Origin of the sequence: Citrobacter sp. Cb023 (assembly GCF_030336805.1) — a bacterium.
Classification (GTDB): Bacteria; Pseudomonadota; Gammaproteobacteria; order Enterobacterales; family Enterobacteriaceae; genus Citrobacter; species Citrobacter braakii.
Genome location: NZ_JAOWCV010000036.1, coordinates 1 through 21,984, shown reverse-complemented (window position 1 = coordinate 21,984; position 21,984 = coordinate 1). Strand labels below are relative to the sequence as shown.

At 49.2% G+C, this 21,984-nt stretch carries 31 protein-coding genes and 1 tRNA gene; 11 read left to right on the top strand and 21 right to left on the bottom strand.

What is annotated here, in order from left to right; translation table 11 throughout:
* Both OGW44_RS12760 and OGW44_RS12755 read right to left on the bottom strand, forming a co-directional pair.
* Positions 1-1,068 carry a phage major capsid protein, P2 family gene (locus OGW44_RS12760; protein ID WP_278085759.1) on the bottom strand — a complete coding sequence of 356 codons (1,068 nt, stop codon included), beginning with the start codon at positions 1,066-1,068 and terminating at the stop codon, positions 1-3.
* Positions 1,069-1,084: 16 nt separating this feature from the next.
* Entirely contained in the window at positions 1,085-1,918 is an 834-nt protein-coding gene (locus OGW44_RS12755; protein ID WP_278085758.1) for a GPO family capsid scaffolding protein, read from the bottom strand.
* A gap of 142 nt (positions 1,919-2,060) precedes the next feature.
* Between OGW44_RS12755 and OGW44_RS12750 the strand changes: the two genes are divergently transcribed.
* Both OGW44_RS12750 and OGW44_RS12745 read left to right on the top strand, forming a co-directional pair.
* Positions 2,061-3,827: a terminase ATPase subunit family protein gene (locus OGW44_RS12750; protein WP_278085757.1), complete on the top strand. Its 1,767-nt coding sequence runs from the start codon at positions 2,061-2,063 to the stop codon at positions 3,825-3,827.
* Positions 3,827-4,873: a phage portal protein gene (locus OGW44_RS12745; protein ID WP_278085756.1), complete on the top strand. Its 1,047-nt coding sequence runs from the start codon at positions 3,827-3,829 to the stop codon at positions 4,871-4,873. Before OGW44_RS12750 ends, OGW44_RS12745 begins: the two co-directional genes overlap by 1 nt.
* Positions 4,874-4,881: 8 nt before the next feature.
* Here OGW44_RS12745 and OGW44_RS12740 read toward each other — a convergent pair whose 3' ends face one another.
* The 13 genes from OGW44_RS12740 to OGW44_RS12680 form a co-directional block, all read right to left on the bottom strand.
* Positions 4,882-5,586, bottom strand: a complete 705-nt coding sequence (locus OGW44_RS12740) for a DUF4145 domain-containing protein (protein ID WP_063614638.1) — start codon at positions 5,584-5,586, stop codon at positions 4,882-4,884.
* Positions 5,587-5,886: 300 nt separating this feature from the next.
* Positions 5,887-6,120: a DinI family protein gene (locus tag OGW44_RS12735; RefSeq protein WP_001217561.1), complete on the bottom strand. Its 234-nt coding sequence runs from the start codon at positions 6,118-6,120 to the stop codon at positions 5,887-5,889.
* Between the two features lie 11 nt (positions 6,121-6,131).
* Positions 6,132-6,320 carry a hypothetical protein gene (locus OGW44_RS12730; protein WP_001154443.1) on the bottom strand — a complete coding sequence of 63 codons (189 nt, stop codon included), beginning with the start codon at positions 6,318-6,320 and terminating at the stop codon, positions 6,132-6,134.
* A 161-nt stretch (positions 6,321-6,481) separates the two neighbouring features.
* A complete protein-coding gene (locus tag OGW44_RS12725; protein WP_278085755.1) occupies positions 6,482-8,890 on the bottom strand; it encodes a replication endonuclease in 2,409 nt (802 codons plus the stop codon).
* Entirely contained in the window at positions 8,887-9,744 is an 858-nt protein-coding gene (locus tag OGW44_RS12720) for a DNA adenine methylase (RefSeq protein ID WP_278085754.1), read from the bottom strand. Before OGW44_RS12720 ends, OGW44_RS12725 begins: the two co-directional genes overlap by 4 nt.
* Entirely contained in the window at positions 9,741-10,436 is a 696-nt protein-coding gene (locus OGW44_RS12715) for a DUF7415 domain-containing protein (protein ID WP_278085753.1), read from the bottom strand. The genes OGW44_RS12720 and OGW44_RS12715 overlap by 4 nt, the downstream gene beginning before the upstream one ends.
* On the bottom strand, positions 10,433-11,017 hold the full coding sequence (locus OGW44_RS12710) for a 3'-5' exonuclease family protein (protein WP_015386356.1): 585 nt from the start codon (positions 11,015-11,017) through the stop codon (positions 10,433-10,435). The genes OGW44_RS12715 and OGW44_RS12710 overlap by 4 nt, the downstream gene beginning before the upstream one ends.
* Positions 11,014-11,241, bottom strand: a complete 228-nt coding sequence (locus tag OGW44_RS12705; protein WP_097362822.1) for a TraR/DksA family transcriptional regulator — start codon at positions 11,239-11,241, stop codon at positions 11,014-11,016. The genes OGW44_RS12710 and OGW44_RS12705 overlap by 4 nt, the downstream gene beginning before the upstream one ends.
* The gene (locus tag OGW44_RS12700; protein WP_248129267.1) at positions 11,241-11,474 is read right to left on the bottom strand and encodes a DUF2732 family protein; all 234 of its coding nucleotides are present in this window, start codon (positions 11,472-11,474) and stop codon (positions 11,241-11,243) included. The genes OGW44_RS12705 and OGW44_RS12700 overlap by 1 nt, the downstream gene beginning before the upstream one ends.
* A 67-nt stretch (positions 11,475-11,541) precedes the next feature.
* Positions 11,542-11,883, bottom strand: a complete 342-nt coding sequence (locus tag OGW44_RS12695; RefSeq protein ID WP_000963477.1) for a DUF5347 domain-containing protein — start codon at positions 11,881-11,883, stop codon at positions 11,542-11,544.
* Positions 11,847-12,047: a phage filamentation protein Fil family protein gene (locus tag OGW44_RS12690; protein ID WP_074139061.1), complete on the bottom strand. Its 201-nt coding sequence runs from the start codon at positions 12,045-12,047 to the stop codon at positions 11,847-11,849. The genes OGW44_RS12695 and OGW44_RS12690 overlap by 37 nt, the downstream gene beginning before the upstream one ends.
* A gap of 7 nt (positions 12,048-12,054) precedes the next feature.
* Positions 12,055-12,564, bottom strand: a complete 510-nt coding sequence (locus tag OGW44_RS12685) for a phage regulatory CII family protein (RefSeq protein ID WP_286454133.1) — start codon at positions 12,562-12,564, stop codon at positions 12,055-12,057.
* 32 nt (positions 12,565-12,596) lie between these two features.
* On the bottom strand, positions 12,597-12,845 hold the full coding sequence (locus tag OGW44_RS12680) for a hypothetical protein (RefSeq protein ID WP_016150823.1): 249 nt from the start codon (positions 12,843-12,845) through the stop codon (positions 12,597-12,599).
* A 119-nt stretch (positions 12,846-12,964) separates the two neighbouring features.
* On the opposite strand from OGW44_RS12680, the gene OGW44_RS12675 reads away from it, so the two are divergent.
* Both OGW44_RS12675 and OGW44_RS12670 read left to right on the top strand, forming a co-directional pair.
* Positions 12,965-13,597 carry a phage repressor protein CI gene (locus OGW44_RS12675; RefSeq protein ID WP_016150824.1) on the top strand — a complete coding sequence of 211 codons (633 nt, stop codon included), beginning with the start codon at positions 12,965-12,967 and terminating at the stop codon, positions 13,595-13,597.
* 1 nt (position 13,598) lies between these two features.
* Positions 13,599-14,624: a site-specific integrase gene (locus OGW44_RS12670; protein WP_016150825.1), complete on the top strand. Its 1,026-nt coding sequence runs from the start codon at positions 13,599-13,601 to the stop codon at positions 14,622-14,624.
* Positions 14,625-15,169: 545 nt separating this feature from the next.
* Here the strand turns inward: OGW44_RS12670 and OGW44_RS12665 are convergent.
* Positions 15,170-15,565, bottom strand: a complete 396-nt coding sequence (locus tag OGW44_RS12665) for a YdeI family stress tolerance OB fold protein (RefSeq protein ID WP_016152759.1) — start codon at positions 15,563-15,565, stop codon at positions 15,170-15,172.
* 140 nt (positions 15,566-15,705) lie between these two features.
* Between OGW44_RS12665 and OGW44_RS12660 the strand changes: the two genes are divergently transcribed.
* From OGW44_RS12660 to OGW44_RS12650, 3 genes are read left to right on the top strand one after another with little or no spacing between them, the layout of a single operon-like run.
* Positions 15,706-16,209, top strand: a complete 504-nt coding sequence (locus OGW44_RS12660; RefSeq protein ID WP_016152758.1) for a hypothetical protein — start codon at positions 15,706-15,708, stop codon at positions 16,207-16,209.
* Between the two features lie 9 nt (positions 16,210-16,218).
* Complete coding sequence (locus tag OGW44_RS12655; RefSeq protein ID WP_185654376.1) at positions 16,219-16,665, top strand: DUF421 domain-containing protein; 447 nt, start codon at positions 16,219-16,221, stop codon at positions 16,663-16,665.
* An 8-nt stretch (positions 16,666-16,673) separates the two neighbouring features.
* The gene (locus OGW44_RS12650; protein ID WP_016152756.1) at positions 16,674-17,192 is read left to right on the top strand and encodes a 2-oxo-tetronate isomerase; all 519 of its coding nucleotides are present in this window, start codon (positions 16,674-16,676) and stop codon (positions 17,190-17,192) included.
* A 47-nt stretch (positions 17,193-17,239) separates the two neighbouring features.
* On the opposite strand, the gene OGW44_RS12645 is transcribed toward OGW44_RS12650, so the two are convergent.
* The 3 genes from OGW44_RS12645 to OGW44_RS12635 all read right to left on the bottom strand — a co-directional run bounded on the left by OGW44_RS12645 (position 17,240) and on the right by OGW44_RS12635 (position 18,546).
* Positions 17,240-17,746, bottom strand: a complete 507-nt coding sequence (locus OGW44_RS12645; RefSeq protein ID WP_016152755.1) for a ferritin-like domain-containing protein — start codon at positions 17,744-17,746, stop codon at positions 17,240-17,242.
* Positions 17,747-17,770: 24 nt separating this feature from the next.
* Positions 17,771-18,268, bottom strand: a complete 498-nt coding sequence (locus tag OGW44_RS12640; protein ID WP_016152754.1) for a YciE/YciF ferroxidase family protein — start codon at positions 18,266-18,268, stop codon at positions 17,771-17,773.
* 92 nt (positions 18,269-18,360) lie between these two features.
* Positions 18,361-18,546: a con-10 family general stress protein gene (locus tag OGW44_RS12635; protein WP_016152753.1), complete on the bottom strand. Its 186-nt coding sequence runs from the start codon at positions 18,544-18,546 to the stop codon at positions 18,361-18,363.
* A 339-nt stretch (positions 18,547-18,885) separates the two neighbouring features.
* On the opposite strand from OGW44_RS12635, the gene OGW44_RS12630 reads away from it, so the two are divergent.
* From OGW44_RS12630 to OGW44_RS12615, 3 genes are all read left to right on the top strand, one after another.
* Entirely contained in the window at positions 18,886-19,794 is a 909-nt protein-coding gene (locus OGW44_RS12630) for an SDR family oxidoreductase (RefSeq protein WP_016152752.1), read from the top strand.
* Positions 19,795-20,112: 318 nt separating this feature from the next.
* Complete coding sequence (locus tag OGW44_RS12620) at positions 20,113-20,370, top strand: hypothetical protein (RefSeq protein ID WP_016152751.1); 258 nt, start codon at positions 20,113-20,115, stop codon at positions 20,368-20,370.
* Positions 20,371-20,550: 180 nt separating this feature from the next.
* Positions 20,551-20,632 (top strand) — tRNA-Pro (locus OGW44_RS12615).
* A 375-nt stretch (positions 20,633-21,007) separates the two neighbouring features.
* Here OGW44_RS12615 and OGW44_RS12610 read toward each other — a convergent pair.
* On the bottom strand, positions 21,008-21,394 hold the full coding sequence (locus OGW44_RS12610; protein ID WP_112922370.1) for a HumD family translesion DNA polymerase: 387 nt from the start codon (positions 21,392-21,394) through the stop codon (positions 21,008-21,010).
* Between the two features lie 2 nt (positions 21,395-21,396).
* Positions 21,397-21,639: a DNA polymerase V gene (locus tag OGW44_RS25800; protein WP_446661275.1), complete on the bottom strand. Its 243-nt coding sequence runs from the start codon at positions 21,637-21,639 to the stop codon at positions 21,397-21,399.
* A gap of 74 nt (positions 21,640-21,713) precedes the next feature.
* On the opposite strand from OGW44_RS25800, the gene OGW44_RS12600 reads away from it, so the two are divergent.
* Positions 21,714-21,956, top strand: a complete 243-nt coding sequence (locus OGW44_RS12600) for a DinI family protein (protein WP_047414238.1) — start codon at positions 21,714-21,716, stop codon at positions 21,954-21,956.
* The last annotated feature ends 28 nt before the right edge of the window (positions 21,957-21,984 follow it).

The window sequence follows — 21,984 nt, the reverse complement described above, 5'->3', positions numbered from 1 at the left end:
TTACTCTCCATTTCCTATTTCTGCTGCAGGCGGGGTGAAATCACCGATTTCGATGTTTTCCACCAGTGCCGCGCAGCGGTAGTCCTCGACCACATACGCCTCGTTGACGGATTCAAAGTTTTCAATCCGGTCGCGTTTCGGGTTGTCGATAACTGAACGGCGGCGGGTGTCTTCCTGCCAGTAGATGGACAAGTTATCCAGACGGGTGATCAGCAGGGCATTTGCCGGGAAGAAAGGCGCGCGCACAGCCTGCAGGCCGCCCATGCGTTTCTGGCTGATGATCAGATCGGCGGCGATTTTCTCGCTGTTGTCCTGCTCTTTGTTGACCAGCGGGAAATACTTGTCAGACAGCAGTTCACGTCCGCAGACAACAACCAGTTCGTCATCATCCTGATACTCCACATCGATCAGCTCGTTGACGGTATCCATCACCACCGCGTCAAGATTTACATACTTACCACCCGGACCTACTTTTACCGGTTCTGCAGTAGTGGTGCCGTCTTCTGCGGTTTTGCTGCCCATGACGTGATCCGGCGCGTCTTCGCGGATTTTCTGCAGCCAGCCTTTATTGACGTCCTGCAGCAGCGGGTTTTCAGCACGGTTGGAGGTTTTGGCGCGCTTCACGCCGTTAAAACCGATCATGATGCGGTCCAGCGCCTGACGCTTGACGATGGCGTTGCGAATACGCACCTGGAAGTCCTGGAATTTCGCCCACAGGTCCAGTTTTGCGTAGGTCAGCACCGTATCAAAGTTGGTCTGCTCGCATTTGTATTCCACGTCTTCCATCAGCGTCGGATCGGTAGGCTCACGCTCTTTGGTGGTGGTATCGGTGGTTCCGGCAATGGTGCTGCCCACGCCCAGCCCCAGCAACTGTCCTGACTGCTCAGTGACCGGCGTGATGTTAATCAGCGTCAGGAAAGCGGCGGACTGCTGGATCTGGTCTTCCAGCGTCTGCTGCACGGACGGCTCCACGGTAAACTTGCTGGACAGTTCTTCAACTTCCACACCGTTCAGGCGCGCCAGTTGCTGCAGGTAAGCGTTAAAGGCAAAGCGGGTTTTCTTTTTCATCGGGTTTTATGCTCCATCAGCAATTGGTCAGGGTGCCTGCCGGTGCGTCACCGCCCGGCGCGCGCTGGCGGTAATCTTTGCGGCTGTCTTCACGGCTCAGCTGCTGCTGTAACTCGGCAAAGGCGGTCTGCTGCTCCTGCAGGGAGGACTCCAGCTCAGAAAGGCGCTGGTCCTGATCGGACAGGGATTTATCAGTGCGCTCGCTCAGGATCTGCTGCTCAGTAGCGACCAGCTCCACGGCTTTATGCACATCAGAGAATCGCGCATCGTCGGTCTGCTCTTTTTTGGTGAACAGCGCGGTGACGCGGGCAAAGAGGGACGGCTTTTCGTCCTGGGCTTCTTCCAGTTCAATCAGCGTTTCAACCGCTTCCGAAAACAGGTTTTCAGGGTTCAGCTTACGGTTTGCCAGCGGGTTATGTGCTGCACTGGCGCTGAAAGCCAGCATTTCGGTGCCCAGGCTCGCAGGATCGTCCGTCGCCCCCAGCCCCACAAGGTATGCTTTGCCGGTGTCGGCAAACTTCGTGCTGACCTCCATGGAGGTGAAAAGCTTCTGGCCTTTCTTCACCAGTTCCACCAGGGCTTCCGTGGGTTCGATATCGGCATAAAGCGCCATCTTGCCCGCCAGCGGCCCGTCCTTGATTTCTTCTGCAACCAGCCCCGTCACCCTGCCGTAGCGGTTAAAGGTGCTGTCCGGCAGATAAGACTTGATGTGCTCAAGGTTAATCAGCGCGGTATAGACCGTTGGGTTGTAGCTTGCAGCCATCTGTACCAGCCATTCACGCTGGATTTCGCGCCCGTCAGTGGTGGCACCTTCCACCCCGATACGGAAACGCTTTGCTTTCACTGTCATGAGCCGTGCTCCGTTAAAAATAACTTACTGGAGCCTTATGTTTGCGGTGATGGGGGGAGTGAAACAACGCGCGGCACTTGTACGGTAAACCACACAAACCGCAGCCGGGGAAAGCCGTCAGGCAAGGCCGTATGTTTGAGCCATGAACATGACACTGACCCCCGCAGACCTCGATCCCCGTCGGCAGGCCATGCTGCTGTACTTTCAGGGATACCGCGTAGCCCGCATTGCTGAAATGCTGGGCGAAAAAGTTGCAACCGTTCACAGCTGGAAAAAACGCGACAAATGGGGTGACTATGGGCCGCTGGATCAAATGCAGCTCACCACCGCCGCACGTTACTGCCAGCTCATCATGAAGGAGCAGAAAGAAGGGAAAGACTTCAAGGAAATTGACCTGCTGGCGCGCCAGTCAGAGCGCCATGCCCGGATCGGAAAATTTAACGATGGCGGGAACGAAGCTGATTTAAACCCGAAAGTTGCCAACCGTAACAAAGGGCCGCGCCGCCAGCCGGAAAAGAACGTTTTCACCGATGAACAGACCGAAAAGCTGGAAGAAATCTTCCGCAACGGCATGTTTGAATATCAGCGCCACTGGTGGCAGGCAGGCGTAAAACACCGCATTCGCAACCTGCTTAAATCACGTCAGATTGGGGCAACATACTTTTTTGCCCGCGAAGCGCTGATTGATGCCATCACCACCGGGCGCAACCAGATCTTCCTCTCAGCCAGTAAGGCGCAGGCGCACGTCTTTAAGCAGTACATCATCGACTTTGCAAAAGAGGTGGATGTTGAGCTGAAAGGCGACCCGATGACGCTCAGCAACGGCGCGTGCCTGTACTTTCTCGGCACCAACGCCCGCACGGCGCAGAGCTACCACGGCAACCTGTACCTGGATGAATATTTCTGGATACCGAAATTCCAGGAGCTGCGCAAGGTGGCCTCCGGGATGGCCATTCACAAGAAATGGCGACAAACCTACTTTTCCACGCCGTCCAGCCTGACCCACAGTGCCTATCCGTTCTGGTCCGGCGCGCTGTTTAACCGGGGCCGCGCCAAAGCGGACAAGGTGGATATTGACCTGACCCACAGTAACCTTGCGCGCGGCCTGCTCTGCCCTGACGGACAGTACCGCCAGATCGTCACCGTGGAGGATGCGGTGCGCGGCGGCTGTAACCTGTTCGACCTCGACCAGCTGCGCATGGAGTACAGCCCGGACGAATACCAGAACCTGCTGATGTGCGAATTTATTGACGATCTGGCGTCAGTATTCCCGCTCAGCGAACTGCAGGCGTGCATGGTGGACAGTTGGGAAGTCTGGACCGATTTTCAGGCGCTGGCGCTGCGCCCGTTTGGCTGGCGAGAAGTCTGGATCGGTTATGACCCGGCGAAAGGTACGCAGAACGGTGACAGCGCAGGCTGCGTGGTTATGGCACCGCCCACTGTACCGGGCGGGAAGTTCCGTATTCTGGAGCGACACCAGTGGCGCGGGATGGACTTCCGCGCCCAGTCTGACGCCATTAAAAAACTGACGCAGCAGTACAACGTGACCTATATCGGCATCGACTCGACCGGCGTCGGTCACGGCGTTTACGAGAACGTAAAAGCGTTCTTTCCCGCTGTCCGGGAGTTTGTCTACAACCCCAATATTAAAAACGCCCTGGTGCTCAAAGCATACGACATTATCAGCCACCGCCGTCTGGAGTTTGACGCCGGGCACACCGACATTGCGCAGTCCTTTATGGCTATCCGCCGCGCCACAACCGCCAGCGGCAACCGCCCTACCTATGAAGCCAGCCGCAGCGAAGAAGCCAGCCACGCAGATTTGGCCTGGGCAACGATGCACGCACTGTTTAACGAACCGCTGCAGGGCGAATCCGCCAATACCAGCAATATTGTGGAGATTTTTTGATGAGTGAACTCGGTAATATCAGCAACACAGCAACATCTGATGGCATTGAGCAGACAGGCACATCCACCAGAGCCGAGGCATTCACTTTTGGCGATCCTATCCCGGTGCTGGACCGCCGAGAGTTGCTGGACTATGTGGAATGTGTGCAGATAGACTGCTGGTATGAGCCGCCGGTAAGCTTTGACGGACTGGCGCGAACCTACCGCGCCGCCGTGCATCACAGCTCACCAATAGCGGTTAAGCGCGACATTCTAAGCAGTACCTACATTCCGCACCGCCTGCTCAGCCAGCAGGCTTTTGCCCGTTTCGTTCAGGACTATCTTGTGTTCGGTAACGCCTATCTGGAAAAGCGCACCAACCGACTCGGCGGCGTTCTCTCGTTGGAACCAGCACTGGCGAAATATACACGGCGTGGTGTGGATCTCGATACCTACTGGTTTGTTCAGTATGGCCTGACCACACAGCCTTATGAATTTACACGTGGCAACGTCTTCCATCTGATGGAGCCGGATATTAACCAAGAGATTTATGGGTTGCCCGGCTATCTCTCCGCTATCCCATCAACACTCCTCAACGAGTCCGCAACGCTATTTCGCCGTAAGTATTATATCAACGGCAGCCATGCTGGCTTCATAATGTACATGACTGATGCAGCACAGAATCAGGAGGATGTGAACAATATCCGCCAGGCAATGAAAAGCGCCAAAGGACCTGGCAACTTCCGCAACCTGTTTATGTACTCCCCCAACGGGAAAAAAGATGGTATCCAGATCATTCCGTTGTCCGAGGTTGCTGCAAAGGATGAATTTCTGAACATCAAGAACGTGAGCCGCGATGATATGCTGGCAGCACACCGCGTACCGCCGCAAATGATGGGGATTATTCCCAACAATACAGGCGGTTTTGGTGATGTAGAAAAAGCCAGTCGCGTATTTGTCCGCAATGAGTTAATCCCCTTGCAAAAACGTTTGCAGGAATTAAATGACTGGCTTGGGGAAGCAATAATTACATTTTCTCCTTATGAATTGGGTGATGATGTAAAATAATTGCCGTTCTACCCTCTATTTTTTCTTCTATCCTCACGTCTTGCTTTTGCCTGAACAAGGCGTTGAGGTTCAGTATATAAACGTTCCAACAATATATAAGTGAACTCTTCAAGATCCTCTGCAGCCGCGTAATCTAAAACTCCTTCATGCGCGCCGTCATTGCCATCATCTTTTACACATTCAGCCAAGTCTCTTAAAGTCTCTGGCAACCGCTGATTATCAAACAACCAATTCATTCTTAACCCTAAGCTTCGCCGTATTTTTTGATTTGGTTCAGCATCTTCCTTGGGTAATAAGTCCTTTGTTGCATAATCCAAACATAACCTAAACATAGTTCCTGCTGCATTATAGCAACCAATAGCTAAACACTTAGAACCTTCTACAAAAGCTTCATGTATATGCTGAGGCAAAAATTCTGGTGGTTCTCCTGCATCTAAATCTGCTGGACTAATTGGACGTTTTACTTTTGCAATATCAGTTAACTTAAATAAGGCCATGCCCCAGTTAATACTGCTAAGATCACGCCCCCGTTCTAAACTATCGCAAATATATATTGTGGTTTTCTTACACTCCCTGCATACACAATATACTTCATATTCGGGTAAATTTTCGCCGGAAAATGTTTCATACGTACCACAGCAGTTAGCCCCTCGAACATCAAATGCTATTTTTTGCGCACCGCACCTTGGGCAATTTTCCACTAACATAGCCATGCAACAGATCTCCTTGAAATGGTGATTATTTATATATTGTAAATACCATAAATTCTTACTGACAACCATGAGCGCGCGCTCGTATCCCCGCCACGCCTGCCCGCTTTGTGTAGTGGTTTTCATGCACCTGCATGACATAAGCAAAAGCCCGCCAGTTCTGGCGGGCCTGAGCAAAAACGATCCTCAAACGATCATGCGATTTCATGCGGCATAGACATGCACAACAGCACTAACGCCTCGCGTGGCTCGTTGTTCAACCTTGCGGACGGTAAAAACCAGTTTTATCGTCCGCAACGTTCGCTAATGTAACCAGCTGTCGTCCTCCCAGACCTGCTGCATTATTTCCATCACTCGCTTTTTATCTTCATCCAGTTTTAACCCGCTCAGCTCAACGCCGTTGGCACTGCCCTTACGGATACGAATTGCTGTTTTGGGATACAGAGGGCGCAAATTACGGTAAAGCTCGGATTCAAGGGCGTCCAGTGTAGCCTGGCTAATCTTCTGCTCTTTATCGATCATTATTTCAATGCGCATACAGATTTCCCTTAACTGGTTACGTCCATTGACCGGCAGTATTCATGGCTGCGGATTTTCGCCATCAGCTCGTCGGTCAATTCAGACACCCACTGGATAGCCAGCCGCTTTTCTTCGTCGCTGCACTCACTAGCCGCTACAAGCTTAATAAAAAAATCAATGCGCTGGAGCTTCAACGACTCCAAAAGATAGTCCTGCATCTTCCCTCCTATCACGACCCCGGACATGCGTTAACTGTATGCATATCCACTGTTTATATATACAGTATACCCCTGATATCCAAAAGTAAAATATTTTTTATCCGTCAATGAGAACGTTCTTACGAGGGTCGTTAAGAGCATGAATTGTTAAAGCCTTGCCGTCAGTACCACTGGCGCCATTTGTCATCTTCCTGCAGTCGATGGTTGCGGTAAAAAATCCGTAGCCCGGCACCTGACGGAATGCTGCCACCACGCAGAAGCAAATCAATCTCAGATGCACTACCTTCAAACCCTCTGGCAGTCAGTTCTGCCTCAAGCTGCAGGCGCTGCTGCTCCGAAATACTCTGTTTGAATGCTTTTTTCCGCTTCGGTTTTACCAGTCTTAACCTGGCTGTCAGCTCCCGGCGTTCCTTCTGGCCCATATTGTGGAGGTAATCGTGCAGTTCCTGCTCATTCATGGTTTTAATATCGGGCAAATCACCCCCTGATTTGTTCAGATTTTCAACAGGGGGACAGTTATTGCCACGAGTCCAAGGGGCGCAAGCGCCCTGGTCGGCTGTCGCCTCCTGAACGTCAACGGCCTTACGAACCTTTTTCCACTTCACCGCGTGCGTGCAAATCTTGCCCTCCGCAATCGGGGACCAGATGCCATAGATACGGATACCGTGATCGCCGTAGGCGCTCGGCTCGTCGTTAAGCTCATATGCCGTGCGGACAAGGTGATGTTTGCGGGGAACCAGCACACCGCCCTGCTTCATGATGTAGGTGGCAAAGCAGCCCGCATCAGCCGCCGCCAGTACCGCATCCAGACGCGGATTATCCAGTACCGGCGCACCCGCTTTGCGTTCGCCCTGCACTCTCGCCGCCTGACCAGCCAGCAAGCGCAGCTCGCGGTATGCCTGACGCCCCGGAATACCAAAGAAGCGAAATTGCTGGACACGGTGCAGTGACGCCCAGGCGCTGACATGCTCGGCACTGTCACGCAATGATCTGCCTGTTTCTTTGCTGATTTCTTTAGCCAGCCCGCGCCCGTCGATGTTCTTACTGATGTATTTGGCGATGTAGCTTGTCGGCGTGCCCTTGCGCGGGTTGATTAGCTCGGACTTGAAGCGCGGCCCGGTATTGGTGCCCAGCTCCTCGCGGTCTTCACGGATGGCAAACTTACGTAGCAGCGCGGTGATGGAACGACGGTCTTTTTTGCGCATAAAGCACAGAAGATGCCAGTGCACGGTGCCGTCATGGTGCGGCTCTGCAACGCGGACGCCATACCAGCGCAGCCCGGCCTTGTGCATTGCCTTGCGGAAAGCAGCGAACGTATCAACCAGATAGTCACTGCTCTGCCGGACAGTGGCACTGGTCCACTTCGGATTAGGTCTGCCGTTGTTGAGGGTTGCGTGGAAGCGTGACGGGCAGGTGATGGTATAAAACACCGCGCAGTCTCCGCGCATTTCCGCTATCAGCTCCAGCCCCTTAACACAGGCCATCATTTCATTACGGCGGTGTGCCGGGTTGCTGTTGCTGGCGTTCACCACATCTTCCATGTCCAGCGTGTCGCCGTCTTCGTTGACCAGCTCATGCGAGCGGAAGAACTCCAGCGATTTGCGGCGCTGCTCGCGTTTGTGGATCACGGCTTCATAGCTGACATACGGGGACGCTTTCTTGTTGACCAGGCAGACGGCGCGCAGCTGCTCCTCCCGCCACTCGCAGCGCATCTGCCACAGTTTGCGATACCACCAGTCCGCACACAGCATACGCGCCAGCGACGCGGGGATCAGCTCATAGGGCACCGGCTTGCGGCGGCGTTTCTTACGGCGTAACTGCTCAAACGCAGGCGGGATGACCTCAAAACGCATGGCCTCTGCGGCAACCCTTTCCCATGCCTGGCGGATTTCTTCTGGTTTTACATCATCGCTGACAAACAGATCACCGCAGGCCGCATCAAGACACATGCTCATATGAGCCGCAACCAGCGTGGAAAGACGCTTGACCTGATCCTGATTCATTTCAGGCAGCACCAGCAGCCCCTCCAGCCCGTCATGACTCGCCATGAACCGGAAAGAGGCAGACACCTGACTGTCACGCACGCGCTCCAGCCGCTCAAGGCATGGCCTGATGGTTTCGCGCAGGTAGCGGGAATAGGCTTTTTCTCTGCCCAGACTATGGAAATATTTAATCCGTTCCAGCAGAGGCTTGCTGATATGGGTCGGCATGGCGTTAACGTCAGCCAGAATGATCAGATCGGGATTAAAACGCTGCTGCTCGCGCGCCATTTTGGCACGACTAATCAGCCGGTCCTGCTCCATTTCGCGCTGGACAGGATCACGGGATTCATTGAAGAAATAGCGTTCCCAGACCTCATCGCTCAGCGCCTCACGGCGCAGCTGCTCCTGCTCGTTATCCGCAGCGTAAAGAGCGATCAGGTTTGAAAGCGCAGACTCCGGCGCAACTTCCGCCGGGTCCAGATATGGGTTAACCGCTTTTTTGGGGTTATTCCATGAAAAGGCCACGGCGGCCTCATTCGAGCCGCCGGTGGTTGCTACGTTGTGGGACGCGAACTTACCTACCGTCACGCCCGCACCTCTAAAATAACCGAGCACACATCCCCGTGGGTGGAATAAACCCGGTTAAAGCGGGTAGCTCCTGAAACGGCGATTATTTCCGCTGCGGACTTACTATCACCGGCAGCCACGCCCATGCTGCGCTTTGCAGTGATGCGATGGCGGGTAAAATTACGATAAAGCGAACGGGTCAGGGACGTGTCGCTGTTGGACACGATAACCGGATGACCTTCTGATGACCGGCGTTCAAGAATAGACGCCAGATGATACTGATCGTCCTCCGTAAAACCGGCAGTGTGATAAGCGGTAAACGTGCCATCGTATGGTGGGTCACAATAAACAACATCACCTGTCCGCAGCAGCGCCAGTGTTTCGTCATAGCTGGCACAGATAAACGTTGCGCGTTGAGCCTTTTCTGCAAAAGCACGTATCTCATTTTCAGGAAAATACGGAATTTTATAATTACCGTAAGGGACATTAAAATGACCGCTCAAGTTGTAACGGCACAGCCCACGATAACCATGACGATTGAGATAAAGGAAATATACTGCTTTCATGAAATCAGTAATTTCAGAGGAGTGATTAAATTCATGCCTAATGTTGTAATAAGCAACTTCTCTATTCGCAATCGCAAAAATATTTTTTGCGCGTGATATGAAAGCTTCACAATCAAGGGAAATTTTTTTATAGAGATTGATAAGATCTGGATTAATATCCGCGACAAGATAATGAGGATAGTCTGTCGCCATCATTACAGCGCATGAACCTGCGAAAGGTTCAACCAGTCGCGGGCCAGCAGGAAAGTGCTTAATCAGTTCCGGCATGATGGGGGTTTTATTTCCCGCCCATTTCAGGATGGTGCTCATTTTGCACCGCCTTTTTCAATATCATCTGCATAATGCCATTTACCATCTGGGGCAATCAGGGCACCATCAGAAACCCCACTTTCTGGATCGCGGAATAATGCCAATCCCATAGGGTGTAAAATTTCTTTATTAATTCGAACAATCAGGCCAAGAGCGCTTAGCTGGTTCCAGTCGAGCCAATGACACCCTCCAATCAGATCACGGCTTGCAGGTGTTTCTGGGAAATTATCAGGGCACAGATTAGACCAATGAGATACGTTCTGATTAGCCTGAGCTTTATTAATAAGCCTAGTAATCTCATATTCCAGCTGTTGTCCTAGCGCTGTTTTCGTGCAGTGATCCGCCCATTCGTTTTCATGTAGCAGCGCAATAATGCCGACTACATCATTAACAATTGGCGGTTCCGCCTGCGCAGCCTTATAAAGAGCTATATCCTGCCCAAAACCGTGCGGCTTGCCCCACATTTCAGCAACCGCTGCGTGTTCGATTTCGCGCAATTCGGTTCCATCAGTCCAAGCCACCGGTGATGCTGCAGAATTTCTGCAATCCCGTAGTTCCTCTAATGCGGAAACAATATTTGAATGATAAATCTGGTCAGCCTGACGCTTATCGTCACCAGCGTTATCACTAGCCAGTGACTCAATTGCTATAAGTTGATACAAACTTTCATCGGTTATGCGGTTCATGGTCATGCTGCACCGCCTTGCGCCAAGGCTTTGATGACACCTACTGTCATTTTGCAATCCGCTAAAGCACGGTGTGCCTGCCCCTCGACCACAACCCCTTCATGCGCGGCGGCATCAACTAACTTATGCCACTTATAACCGTGATATTTCCCCGGTTCGCCACGATATTCTGCATATAACTTCATGGCGCACAGGGAATACTCATCCATAAATGAAGATAATCCGTCCGTCCCTAATCCATTTAATTCCGCTGTTTGACGAATCAGACGAGTATCATAATCAGCATTATAAATAACGAATCCATAATTAAAGAACAGATCGGCTACTGCACCATGAACATCTTTCCAAGTTGGTGCATGAGTAACCATTTCATTGGTAATGCCATGAATAGCGATAGCCTCATCGGGGATAGGCTTAGTAGGTTTAATTAGCGTATTCAGCATAATAAAACCATTTTTATCTATGATGCAGATCTCAACGATTTCCGCATCATCACCCAATCCAGTAGTTTCGGTATCAATAAATAAGCGCCCATCATCAAGCCAACGTTTTGCACGCTGGCTAATTGTCGTATTAATAATGCTCATACAGCACCTCCGTTATAGTGTTTGCCTTTCAGCTCTGAAATTTCCTGACAGGTGACGCAGCACTGCACGCCCGGAATGGCGCGGCGGCGAGCTGGCGGGATCGGCGCATCGCAATCAATGCAGAGAACACGGGAAACGCCCGGCGTTTTATTGCGGGCGGTGTGGATGTGGCGCTGACGTTCTTCTTCAACGCGCTGCTGTACGAGGTCCATAGAATCAGCCATCAGTGGATCTCCTGCGCTTCGTTCTGAATTTTCACCGCTTCCTGACGCAGCAGCTCAGCCGCTTCTGTATGGTTAAGCTGACGTGACACGATACAGGCAGCCAAAGAGTCCAGACGTGCAGCCATCACATCTGCGCGTCCCCGGCGCTCTTCTTTGCGTGCCTCAGTCAGCAGCAGGTTGAGTCCAGCATCATCTGGTCCGGTTTTAGTGGTACGGGTTTCAATATTTCGCATAGTTGTTTCTCCTGAATTTGGGCAATAAGAAGCCCGGCGGGTTTACGCCATTAATTTCTGTTGTGGACTAATTCGGCATGGTTAGCCGTTTCGGAAATAAGCTCACCACTGCACGAAAATGATTCATTGCTTTCACCAGTTCCCGCTTTTCGTCAGTAGTCAGATCACTAATATTGACGCCGTGACGTTCTGCCGGAATTTTTGCCATATAAAAAATGGCTGCCAGTGCCCGCTCATTCTGTTTATTATTTACGTCGCGTGGATCGCGCATATCTTTAATAAACCTTTCAAGCTCCGGCTCAATATTCAGACCAAACACTTTAGCCCTCAATTCCGCAATATGGTTCAGTCCGTCCAGGCGTTCACCGGGGCTTAATGGAACAGTCGCCGTAGCGCCTTCAATAGCCATGATTTCCCCTGTTTGGTTGTGGACAGGTCAGCCAGCAGTTCATCCTGAGAGCGGCACGGGTGCCAGCGTTTGCCATCCTTCCCCATGATCCAGCCGTGACCGTAGTGCATTGCCGGACTTTGCTTAACGAGAAGTGACGCGAAAGATGGTTCATTAGTCAGCATAACCACCTCAGATCAGACCGAACGAAGCGCCGAGGCCCGTCACGGTATCTACTGCGCTTGCCATCGCCGGATTCGCCTGCAAACGCGCATGTAATGAAACTGCGGTGAGTGCCATCAAGCGCGTGACAGAGTTGATGCTGTTGAGAGCATCGCGGCGGCCCGCACTGGTTTTTACATCACCGGATACTGCGCCTGCAGCTACTCGCCCAATCTCCGCAATTGCACTCATGACGTAATGTGGCAGGTTCTCTTCTGCCACTTCATTCAATGGCACGCACGGCAGGCAATGGATTTGAGCCAGAAAACCGTCAACAAGCGCGGGGTCCTCAGTCAGGTCGGTAAGCAGATGAATTTCCAGTGCTGTGAGCTGATGCGGCTGATCCGGATTCAGTTTGTTACGCAGCGTCTGGACGTTCATTCCTGCGCGTTCTGCCAACTTCGCCATATTGTGACGCAACGCGAAAGCACGGCAGGCATCGTCGAAATGTGGATGTTTGGAAATCTTATAATCAAACATGTTTCATACCTCAAAAGTTCACATAATTGAACTTAACAACCAACTACAACGTTGTAATTGAATGCAGACTTGTCCATGTTTTTGCTCGCTTGGTCCTTTTTGTATTTGAGGTAAAGAATGAATACGCGCCCTTTGTTTTTTTCTTTCTTTTCAATGTAGTTGGCCAGTTTACCGTTATGAATCATCTGATAAACCGAGCCACGGGAGTACCCCTCCCATTCAGCGAACTCAGCAGGAGTCGCTATAACTTTTGGTACACGAATTGAAATATCAGTGCTCATAGTGCAGTATCTCTCGGTTAAGGTTTGGTTTACGTCGTTTTATCTTGTTTTATATGGTTCAAAAGTTGATACACAGAGATACTACGATCCAATATTTGATACGTCAACAGGATTAAATAATGATACAGGTAAAGGCGGGCGAGAATACTGGGGGAAGAGAAGCTATCCATAGGCTAATGGCTGCCTACGATTTCAAGTCAAGACAGCAACTATGCGATCATCTTGGTGCGTCTAAAAGCACCATGGCAAACAGATACTTAAGAGACAGCTTTCCTGCGGAATGGGTAATTCAGTGCGCTCTTGAAACAGGGGTATCTTTGCTCTGGCTAACCACCGGGCAAGGCGAGCCAGGCTCAAATGTTGACACAAAAAAAGATATCAATTTCGTGAACTCCGGCAAAGTTAAACATCTTTCGGACCTTGTTTCTCCTGAAATTGACAAAGCGGCTCTTACTAATGGCTCGTTAGTTGAGGAAGGCAAAGCAATCATTGACAGCAGCCTGCTACCTCCCAGCTCCAGTAACCTACTTTTGGTTAATACCAGTGGTGACTCATATTTGGTCGATCGCAGCCAAACACCACCAGTTAACGGAGTATGGCTGGTTGATATTGACGGAATAAAAAGCATTGTGAAGTTAACTCGCCTGCCAGGAAACAGGTTAGTTGTGCATCAGGATGAATCATCTTTTGAGTGCAGCCTGGATGATATCGAGATAGTAGGCCATGCCTTAAAAATAATTAAGAGCCTTTGATATGACCATCAGAAAACAGCCAAACGGGAAATGGTTGTGCGAGTGCTACCCAAGCGGGCGTGACGGTAAGCGCGTCCGTAAGCAGTTTGCGACGAAAGGCGAGGCTATAGCGTTTGAAAACTTCACAATGGATGAAGTGAACAAAAAGCCATGGTTAGGTGAAAAGGATGACCGACGGCAATTGTCAGAAGTAATCGAGCAGTGGCATTCGCTATATGGACAGACCCTTGCCGACCCCAAGCGACTGATGGCAAAACTTAGCATTATTTGTAATGGCCTGGGCGATCCCATTGCCTCGGAGCTAACTGCCGGAGACTTTACAAAATACCGTGAAGCGCGCCTAAAGGGTGAGGTCAAAAATGAAGATGGCGTGCTTATGTCGCCAGTTAAGCCCCGCACGGTAAACCTGGAACAACGCAACCTATCATCAGTTTTTGGCACGCTGAAAAAGCTGGGCCACTGGTCAGCACCCAACCCACTCGCCGGGCTACCAACATTCAAGATCGCAGAGGGTGAACTGGCGTTCCTGGCACCGGAGGAAATTAAACGCCTGCTGGATGCCTGCGCCGATTCTCAAAGCCCCAGCTTGCTGATGATTGCAAAAATATGTTTGGCTACCGGTGCGCGCTGGAGTGAAGCCGAAAACCTGCAGGGCCATCAATTATCAAAATACCGCATCACCTACACCAAAACCAAAGGCAAGAAAAATAGAACCGTCCCGATTTCACAGGATCTGTATGACGAACTCCCCAAGAACCGGGGGAAGTTATTCACACCGTGTAGAAAAGCCTTTGAGCGTGCTGTTAAGCGGGCTGGTATCGATTTGCCAGAGGGCCAATGTACTCATGTGCTGCGCCACACCTTCGCCAGCCATTTTATGATGAACGGCGGAAACATACTGGTCCTCCGCGATATTCTGGGCCATGCAGACATTAAAATGACGATGGTTTACGCCCACTTTGCGCCCGATCACCTGGAAGATGCAGTGACGAAAAACCCCCTTCACAATCTCAACTGGAACCGCTAAATTATGGCGGCACTTTGGCGGCATAGACTTAAAATCACATAAAACCCGACGAACACAAAAAACAATAAGGTAATGATTTAAAACGTAAATGTATGTTTTTGCTGATGTAAAAATGGTATGTAGGAATTTCGGACGCGGGTTCAACTCCCGCCAGCTCCACCAATCATGATTGGACAGTGCCAGGACAGCACTAACAAAAACAGGAAGTTAGCAGTCTCAGCAGGACACCGACCAGACGGTGAGGAGACAAAAAAGGATACGCAAAGGAGCCGCGGCTCCCGAGTGACATGAAAGCCCGCTTATGCGGGCTTTTTTGTTTTTGCTCTTTTGCTTCATTCGCCACGCCCAATGCGAGCACAAACAGCAGCCCACTTTTCTTTCACAATAGCCTGTCACCTTCCCCTCATTCCTGCTTTTTAGCCATAACTGATGTGAGCGTCTGCTATGAGCGATAAGCAGACCTTAGGATAGTTCTTCTGGTATGCCATACCACGCTTCCAGCATGGGTTACTCTGCATCGGGAAATTTGCAGAGCAGTAGTAATGTTACTTTTGTATTCTGTTAACGCGAACCACAGGAGGTTGCGTTTTGGTGTCAAGACTGCCGTTAATACTGATCATTTGATCGGGTTTTACCGTGCGACCGTCAAAGACAGAAAGTGGAATCAGTGTATAAATACTGCCGGTTTTGTCACGAAAAACAAATTTATCTCCACCTTGACCATCAATCAGATTCCCGCGCAGGGAGATGGTTGCACCATCATGCATACTTTTGGCTTGTTGAACCGTCATGATTCGCGCATCTTCTGTACCCCGGTACCCCTCATCCAGAGCGTGTGGTGGTGGCGGCGCAGTATCTTTTTTCAGTCCACCATTGTCATCGTCAGCGAAAACTGTCGGGATTAAAAAACAATATATTAATGGTATCACGTATAATTTCATTCCGTCCTTACCTCAGTAACAACTTGACTTATTAAGTCTGGTTGCTATTCCTTAATCTGGCAAACTGGAACTGTCTTAAAAAGTAATATCGTTACAAATCATCTAACTGGCGAGATACAAGCAAAACAGAGAGGTCAAACATGCCCAGAAAAAAACAGACAGTCCCCGGCATTGAAGAAAGTCATTACTTTCTGAATTTTGAGTCGAAATTTCATAAGGTTGGATTCGCTGTTTTACTCATTATTATTTCCCTGGCGGTATTAGGTGTTTTTTCGGATGGTTATTTCAGTAATGCCGTGAGTAAGAATACTACCGGAGAAGTGACACTTGATTTTGAGCGATTTGGTCGTTTGCAGACAGAGTTTAAATTAAAGATCTCGACTACAGGTCAACATTCTGAGGGGAACATTTATCGTATTGGTGGAGATTTCAATGCTTTCTATGAAACAGAAAATATCTGGCCTCTACCTGACAGAATGTACAGCAAGGGAGATGATCTGTACCTCGTGTATAATGCCAATAAAAAACAAGAAAATATATCAATCTGGTTACTTGTTACACCAGTAAAACCCGGAAGCGCCATGAGTGTGATCCAGTTAAATTCCGGCCCTGAAATTCGTTTCAGTCAGTTTATTTATCCATAGGAGATCATTATGGAAATGGTGCTGAGAGCCTTAGCAATTTATCTTATTTTACTCGTCGTATTTAAGATTGTTGGACGCCGCGCATTATTACAAATGACCAGTTTCGACCTGATTTTATTATTGATTATTAGTGAAGCCACACAACAGGCATTACTTGGCAATGATTTTTCCATAACAGGGGCGATGCTCACCATTGTCACTTTGGTAGTGATCGATATATTTTTCGGATTCATTAAAAAACAGATGAGCGGCGCTGAATCTGCTCTTGATGGCTCACCGGTGATTCTGCTGGACCACGGCGAACCGTTAATGGAGAAAATGAAAATGGTTGATGTCTCTCTCGATGATATTCTGGTGGCTGCACGCCAGAGTCAGGACATTACGGAACCAGGGAAAATTAAGTATGCAATCCTTGAGCGTAATGGCCATATTTCAGTCATTCCTGATGAGGATTAAGGGGGGAAATGAAAAAATCAGCGTACAACAAAACCAAAACCACTGGCGAGTTAACAAAACAGATCGCGAATACGTTCATTGACAGCGGATTATCCTTAACCACAGCTGAATCTTGCACGGGTGGACGTCTGGCTGCTGCGCTCTGCGCAGAGGCAGATACCGCCGCGTTTTATGATATTGGCATCATTACCTTTAGCAACAGTGCAAAACAGAAAATGCTTGGTGTGCAGGCCAGTACGCTGGAGAAATATACCGCTGTAAGTGAACAGACGGTGATAGAAATGTCTGAAGGCGCCCGGGTACGCGCCGGAACAGATATCAGTATTGCCATTAGCGGCTATGCGGGGCCTGACGGCGGAGAGGATGGTACTCCCGCGGGTACAATCTGGTTTGCGTGGAATTTCCGCGGGCAGATAGTAACAAAACGAACCATTTTCTCCGGCAGTTGTCAGGATGTCATTGAAAAAGCGATCTGTTATAGCCTTGAGGTTTTAGTGGAAGAAGTTTCAGCCTGGCAACGGCACTGACTGTGGTTTGTCAGTGCATGCATTGCCAGAAATAGTCTGAAAAGAACTTATTTTTTCGCTTCGACGCCGTTTGCATCAGATCTCAAAAGGAACTGCGCCGTCGTGTTCGGGAGATGCTTAAGAAGCCAGTCAGCCATATCGAGTTCTTCCGCCAGAATTGACTTTATGGCAGGTATGGACGCGGTGTCACCCGCTTTCTCAGCAGCAACCAGGAGCGAGGTATAACAAGCTATTTCAAATTGTTCAAATACATAGCCGCTGATCGCTCCCTTTACAATTTCATCAGAGGGTAACATGCCTCCAATCGACTGGCCAAACGCGGCCATTTTACTCATCGAGTCTTTTAGTACAGAACGCGAGATATCATTTCGCTTAAGAATCTCTTCCAGCACGGTAATCTGTCGTTTTGTCTCGGTCAGGTGTTGCTCTATTCTGGCACGTAAATCAGGATAATTATCGATACGGCCTGCCATTGATTCCAGCATGGATTCCGCTTGCTTTTCCATCGCATGCGCATCCCGTAGCCAATCATGGTAATGCTCAATATAATTCATCGTGATTTCCTCGAGTCAGTAATTTTATTTTTTCTCGGCCTTTTTATTGATATTGCCTACCGCAAGGTCGGTGAGTTTCAGGTCGGTATCTTTTTCTTCCTTAAGTGTTTCCGCGAGAAGTTTCACCGCTTTTTTATAACCCAGTTGTTCCGCTAGGGTGGCCAGAGTGCCGTAACTGGCTATCTCATAGTGCTCTACTTTCTGTGCCGCAGCGATTAACGCCGCATCGCGAACTTCATTTTTTTCAGTGCCTTCTATGGCCTCATTAGCTTCTTCAATCAGTCCTTCCATAGCCACGCATTTGATACGTTTAAGCTTAATTTCCGGCTCTTGTTCAAGGATTTGGTCTATACGCTCTATTTGCCCCCGAGTTTCTTCCAGGTGTGCATTAAAAGCCGCACTGAGTTTTTCATTTGACGCCGCTCTGGCAAGTTTAGCCAACCCGCGCGTTAATTGTTTTTCAGCACTATAGGTGTCTGAAAGCAGGTGAATAAATACATCTTCAATAGTTTTCATATTCATATGGATTCCTTCAGGGCTAGAGAAATACTGCGAGTCTAATCCAGACCCGCAGGACACTCTTTTTTATTAAAAGATGAGACTGAAACTAATAATCAGGAATTGTCAGACTTACGGCCACCACTGTGACTGTTCTGCCCGCCTTTCTTACCGGCTTCAGATGCACGTTGCGGATCATTTTTGAAGTTTCCCCCGCTGTGCTGACCACCTTTGCGGCCTGCTTCAGATGCTTTATCTCGGTTTTCAGCGAAATTACCGGAACCACCACGATGCTCTGCCATATATCACCTCATATATCGGTTATGCCAGTCAGATACAAAAGTGTATTTCGTACCCGTCGTTGTTCAGTGCTTAACGTTAGCGGTAATCCTGACTTAGTCAAATTTAATTCCGGCATCCACCATTTTTCCACCTTTATTTTTCAATACATTACAAATCTCTCGCTTGGCTTATTTTAAGGCTAACATGATATTAAAGACACGCTAACTCACCGACCACGCACAAAAAAATAAAAAATATTAAAACCAGGATTAATCTGATACGGAAATTATTAAGATACAAGCTGTGAATTTTGATCTACGCTTATTAGCTCTTCCAAGTAAATATAGAGAGGTGATGGAATGGCGGATAAATATAATGAGAAACAGGATACGAATATGACAAATTCAGAACGTTTTCCTGTTCCACCTTTTCCACACCAAAGACAACCTTTTCCGGGACTTGCCGGAAAAATGCAACCACGTCCGGATCATGGTGAAGAAAGTTATCAGGGAAGCGGTCGCCTTACTGACCGAAAAGTGTTAATTACCGGAGGTGATTCAGGAATTGGACGAGCAGTCGCAATTGCTTTTGCACGTGAAGGCGCGGATGTGGCAATCAACTACCTGCCTGATGAAGAAGAGGACGCTCGTGAGGTCGTCGATCTAATTCAGAAAGCAGGAAGAAAAGCCGTGGCACTCCCTGGTGATATCCGTGAAGAGACATTTTGCCAGCAATTGATTAGTCAGGTGGTTAAGACCTTAGGTGGGCTCGATATCCTGGTCAATAACGCGGGTCGCCAGCAATTCTGTGAGTCGATTGAGGAACTTACAACTGATGCCTTTGATGCAACATTCAAGACCAATGTCTACTCGTTATTCTGGATTACTAAAGCGGCACTCCAACATTTATCCCCTGGTAGCGTGATTATAAACACCTCATCAGTTCAAGCCTACGAGCCCAGCGAGATCCTACTGGATTATGCTCAGACCAAAGCGGCTATCGTAGCTTTTACAAAATCGCTGGCAAAACAACTGGCACCGAAAGGGATCCGGGTAAATGCCGTTGCCCCCGGTCCCTACTGGACGGTTCTTCAATGCTGTGGCGGCCAACCACAGGAGAAAATTGAGCAGTTTGGTGCTAATTCACCACTTGGTCGACCTGGTCAGCCTTCGGAAATTGCACCACTATATGTCACCCTGGCTTCCCCAGAGAACAGCTATACGTCCGGGCAGGTCTGGTGTTCTGACGGCGGGACCGGGACGTTATAACGAGTGATTGCACGAGATGAATAACGGGAGAACTAATGATGAAAGCAATGACTTATCATAGCCGTCTTCATGCCCGCAACCACACACTACCTTAACCCGGTATATAAACGCCGTAAGATATTGTTATTCGTGTAACGTAAAGTGCTATCTGTGGTTCGGGCCCCGCATACTTATCGGGGTAAACCCCAGTGCACTTCATGGTGACATCTTTGGCCATGAGTTTATGACAGAGGCCGTTGAGACAAAACCGGAAGTGACAGCGGCCAGTATTGGCGATCGTGTGGTAATACCCTTCTTCCCAGACACCCAGGAGATTAAATGGCTGACTTAAATGAACGCGTTGAAATCCTTGAGAGAAATCTAGACGATCTGAGACTCGACCTTCACGCATCAAAGATTGCTATTAGCGTTTTATCTACTGTGATAAACAGCATGAGTGCTGAACCTGGAGTACTTGAAAGATCTTATGATCAAGCCAAAAGTTCTGGTCCTCTTGTAAAATTCAATCATCCAGTAGAGGAAGGTTATGAGGATAAACTTACGGAGAGAATATTAAATATACTCTCGTCTACCTAAAACAAGCTTAACTAATCCAAAACTACCCCAGAGGATAAGCGGAATATCCTCTTAGGGTGAACGCATTCCGGACTTCCCCAGCCGGGGACAAACCGATCATAGCGGTGGGGTTCAGATATGCGCAATAATCCCTTCAATGAAAAATCTGAGCACAATAGTTACGTACGAACTGTCTGCTCATGGCACATAGCAGCCCTTAAGACGGTAGCTCGCCGTCATGGGGTGTCGGGGGGAGGAGGTTCAAATCCTCTCGTGCCGACCAAAAACTCCTTTAAGAACCAGCCTTTACGGCTGGTTTTTTTATGCCTGTTTTCTATACGGGGAAACAATGGGGAAATAATGGGGAGAAAACCTGCCCAAATATAGAGTTTGCCAAGTGGGTTAGCAGCTGTGTGTAGTCGATGATGAAAAACCGGGTGTCTGCTGACATCAACAGACCCCGTAATTACACAGCAGTGCATATTAGATACGCTATATCCTTAGCGCGTGGATAAATGTATAGTCATTACAAAGAAGGTTGCCATTAAATCTTTGTGATTGATATCTAATATTTTTAACTAAAATCCCATCAAAACCATGAGCGATTAAATAGCCACCAAACAAGCATAATTATGCTTTCTTATGGCTGAGTTTCTATCTACATCACCGGGCAGTCATCAAACTCCGCATTCCTAGCATCATTAATGATGTAAGTAATCACCCCGAATATAGCGGGTGCAGAACTGTAACCGTCATCTACTGGTAGCGCCTCCCTTCTCCCGCTCTCCAGATTAATCAGATGGGGTTGAGGATGAGTCCGATATCGCTTGATCCTGAATTCCCCGTCGATTGCACATATCAGCAGTGAGCCATCACAGGCAGTAAGTGACGCATCTACCACAAGCAGCGCACCCTGGAGTATCCCTTCCCTGAAATGTGAACGCGATGCCCGCATGAAGTAAGTCGCTGCTGGCTGGCTGATAAGCTGCTGATCGAGTGAGATCCTCGTTTCAACGTAATCGCTGGCCGGTGAAGGGAACCCCATGGCTAAAGCCCTCCGTTTGGATTGAACAGCTGAAAGGTTCGGTTCTCGCCTTCCTGTGTGGATACATCGCGGAATGTTGTCACATAACATTCTATCCAATCGTTGGCCTGCTTCATCGTCCAGTTCCAGTTAACCTTACCCAGTTCCTGGACAAACCGCTGTGTGGTGACAGTCTTCCGGCCATTCGGTTCTCGCTGTATCGAAGCATGCCAGGCTATTTCAATATCGCTGCGTCGTGGCATCATTAACCCCCTCTTGAATACCGGATAAAAACACAGTATAAATACTGTATATATATCCAGTAAAGAGACAATAAGCAATGTTCGTGGAACTCGTTTATGACAAAAGGAATTTTGATGGCCTGCCCGGTGCAAAAGATATCATTCTGGGCGAATTGACCAAGAGGGTTCACCGGGTATTCCCTGATGCTGATGTCCGGGTTAAACCGATGATGACACTGCCGGCGATCAACACTGACGCCAGCAAGCATGAGAAGGAACAGATAAGCCGTACTGTTCAGGAAATGTTTGAAGAGGCTGATATGTGGCTGGTTTCAGATTAAACGCCTTGAACCATCATATCGCTTGAGT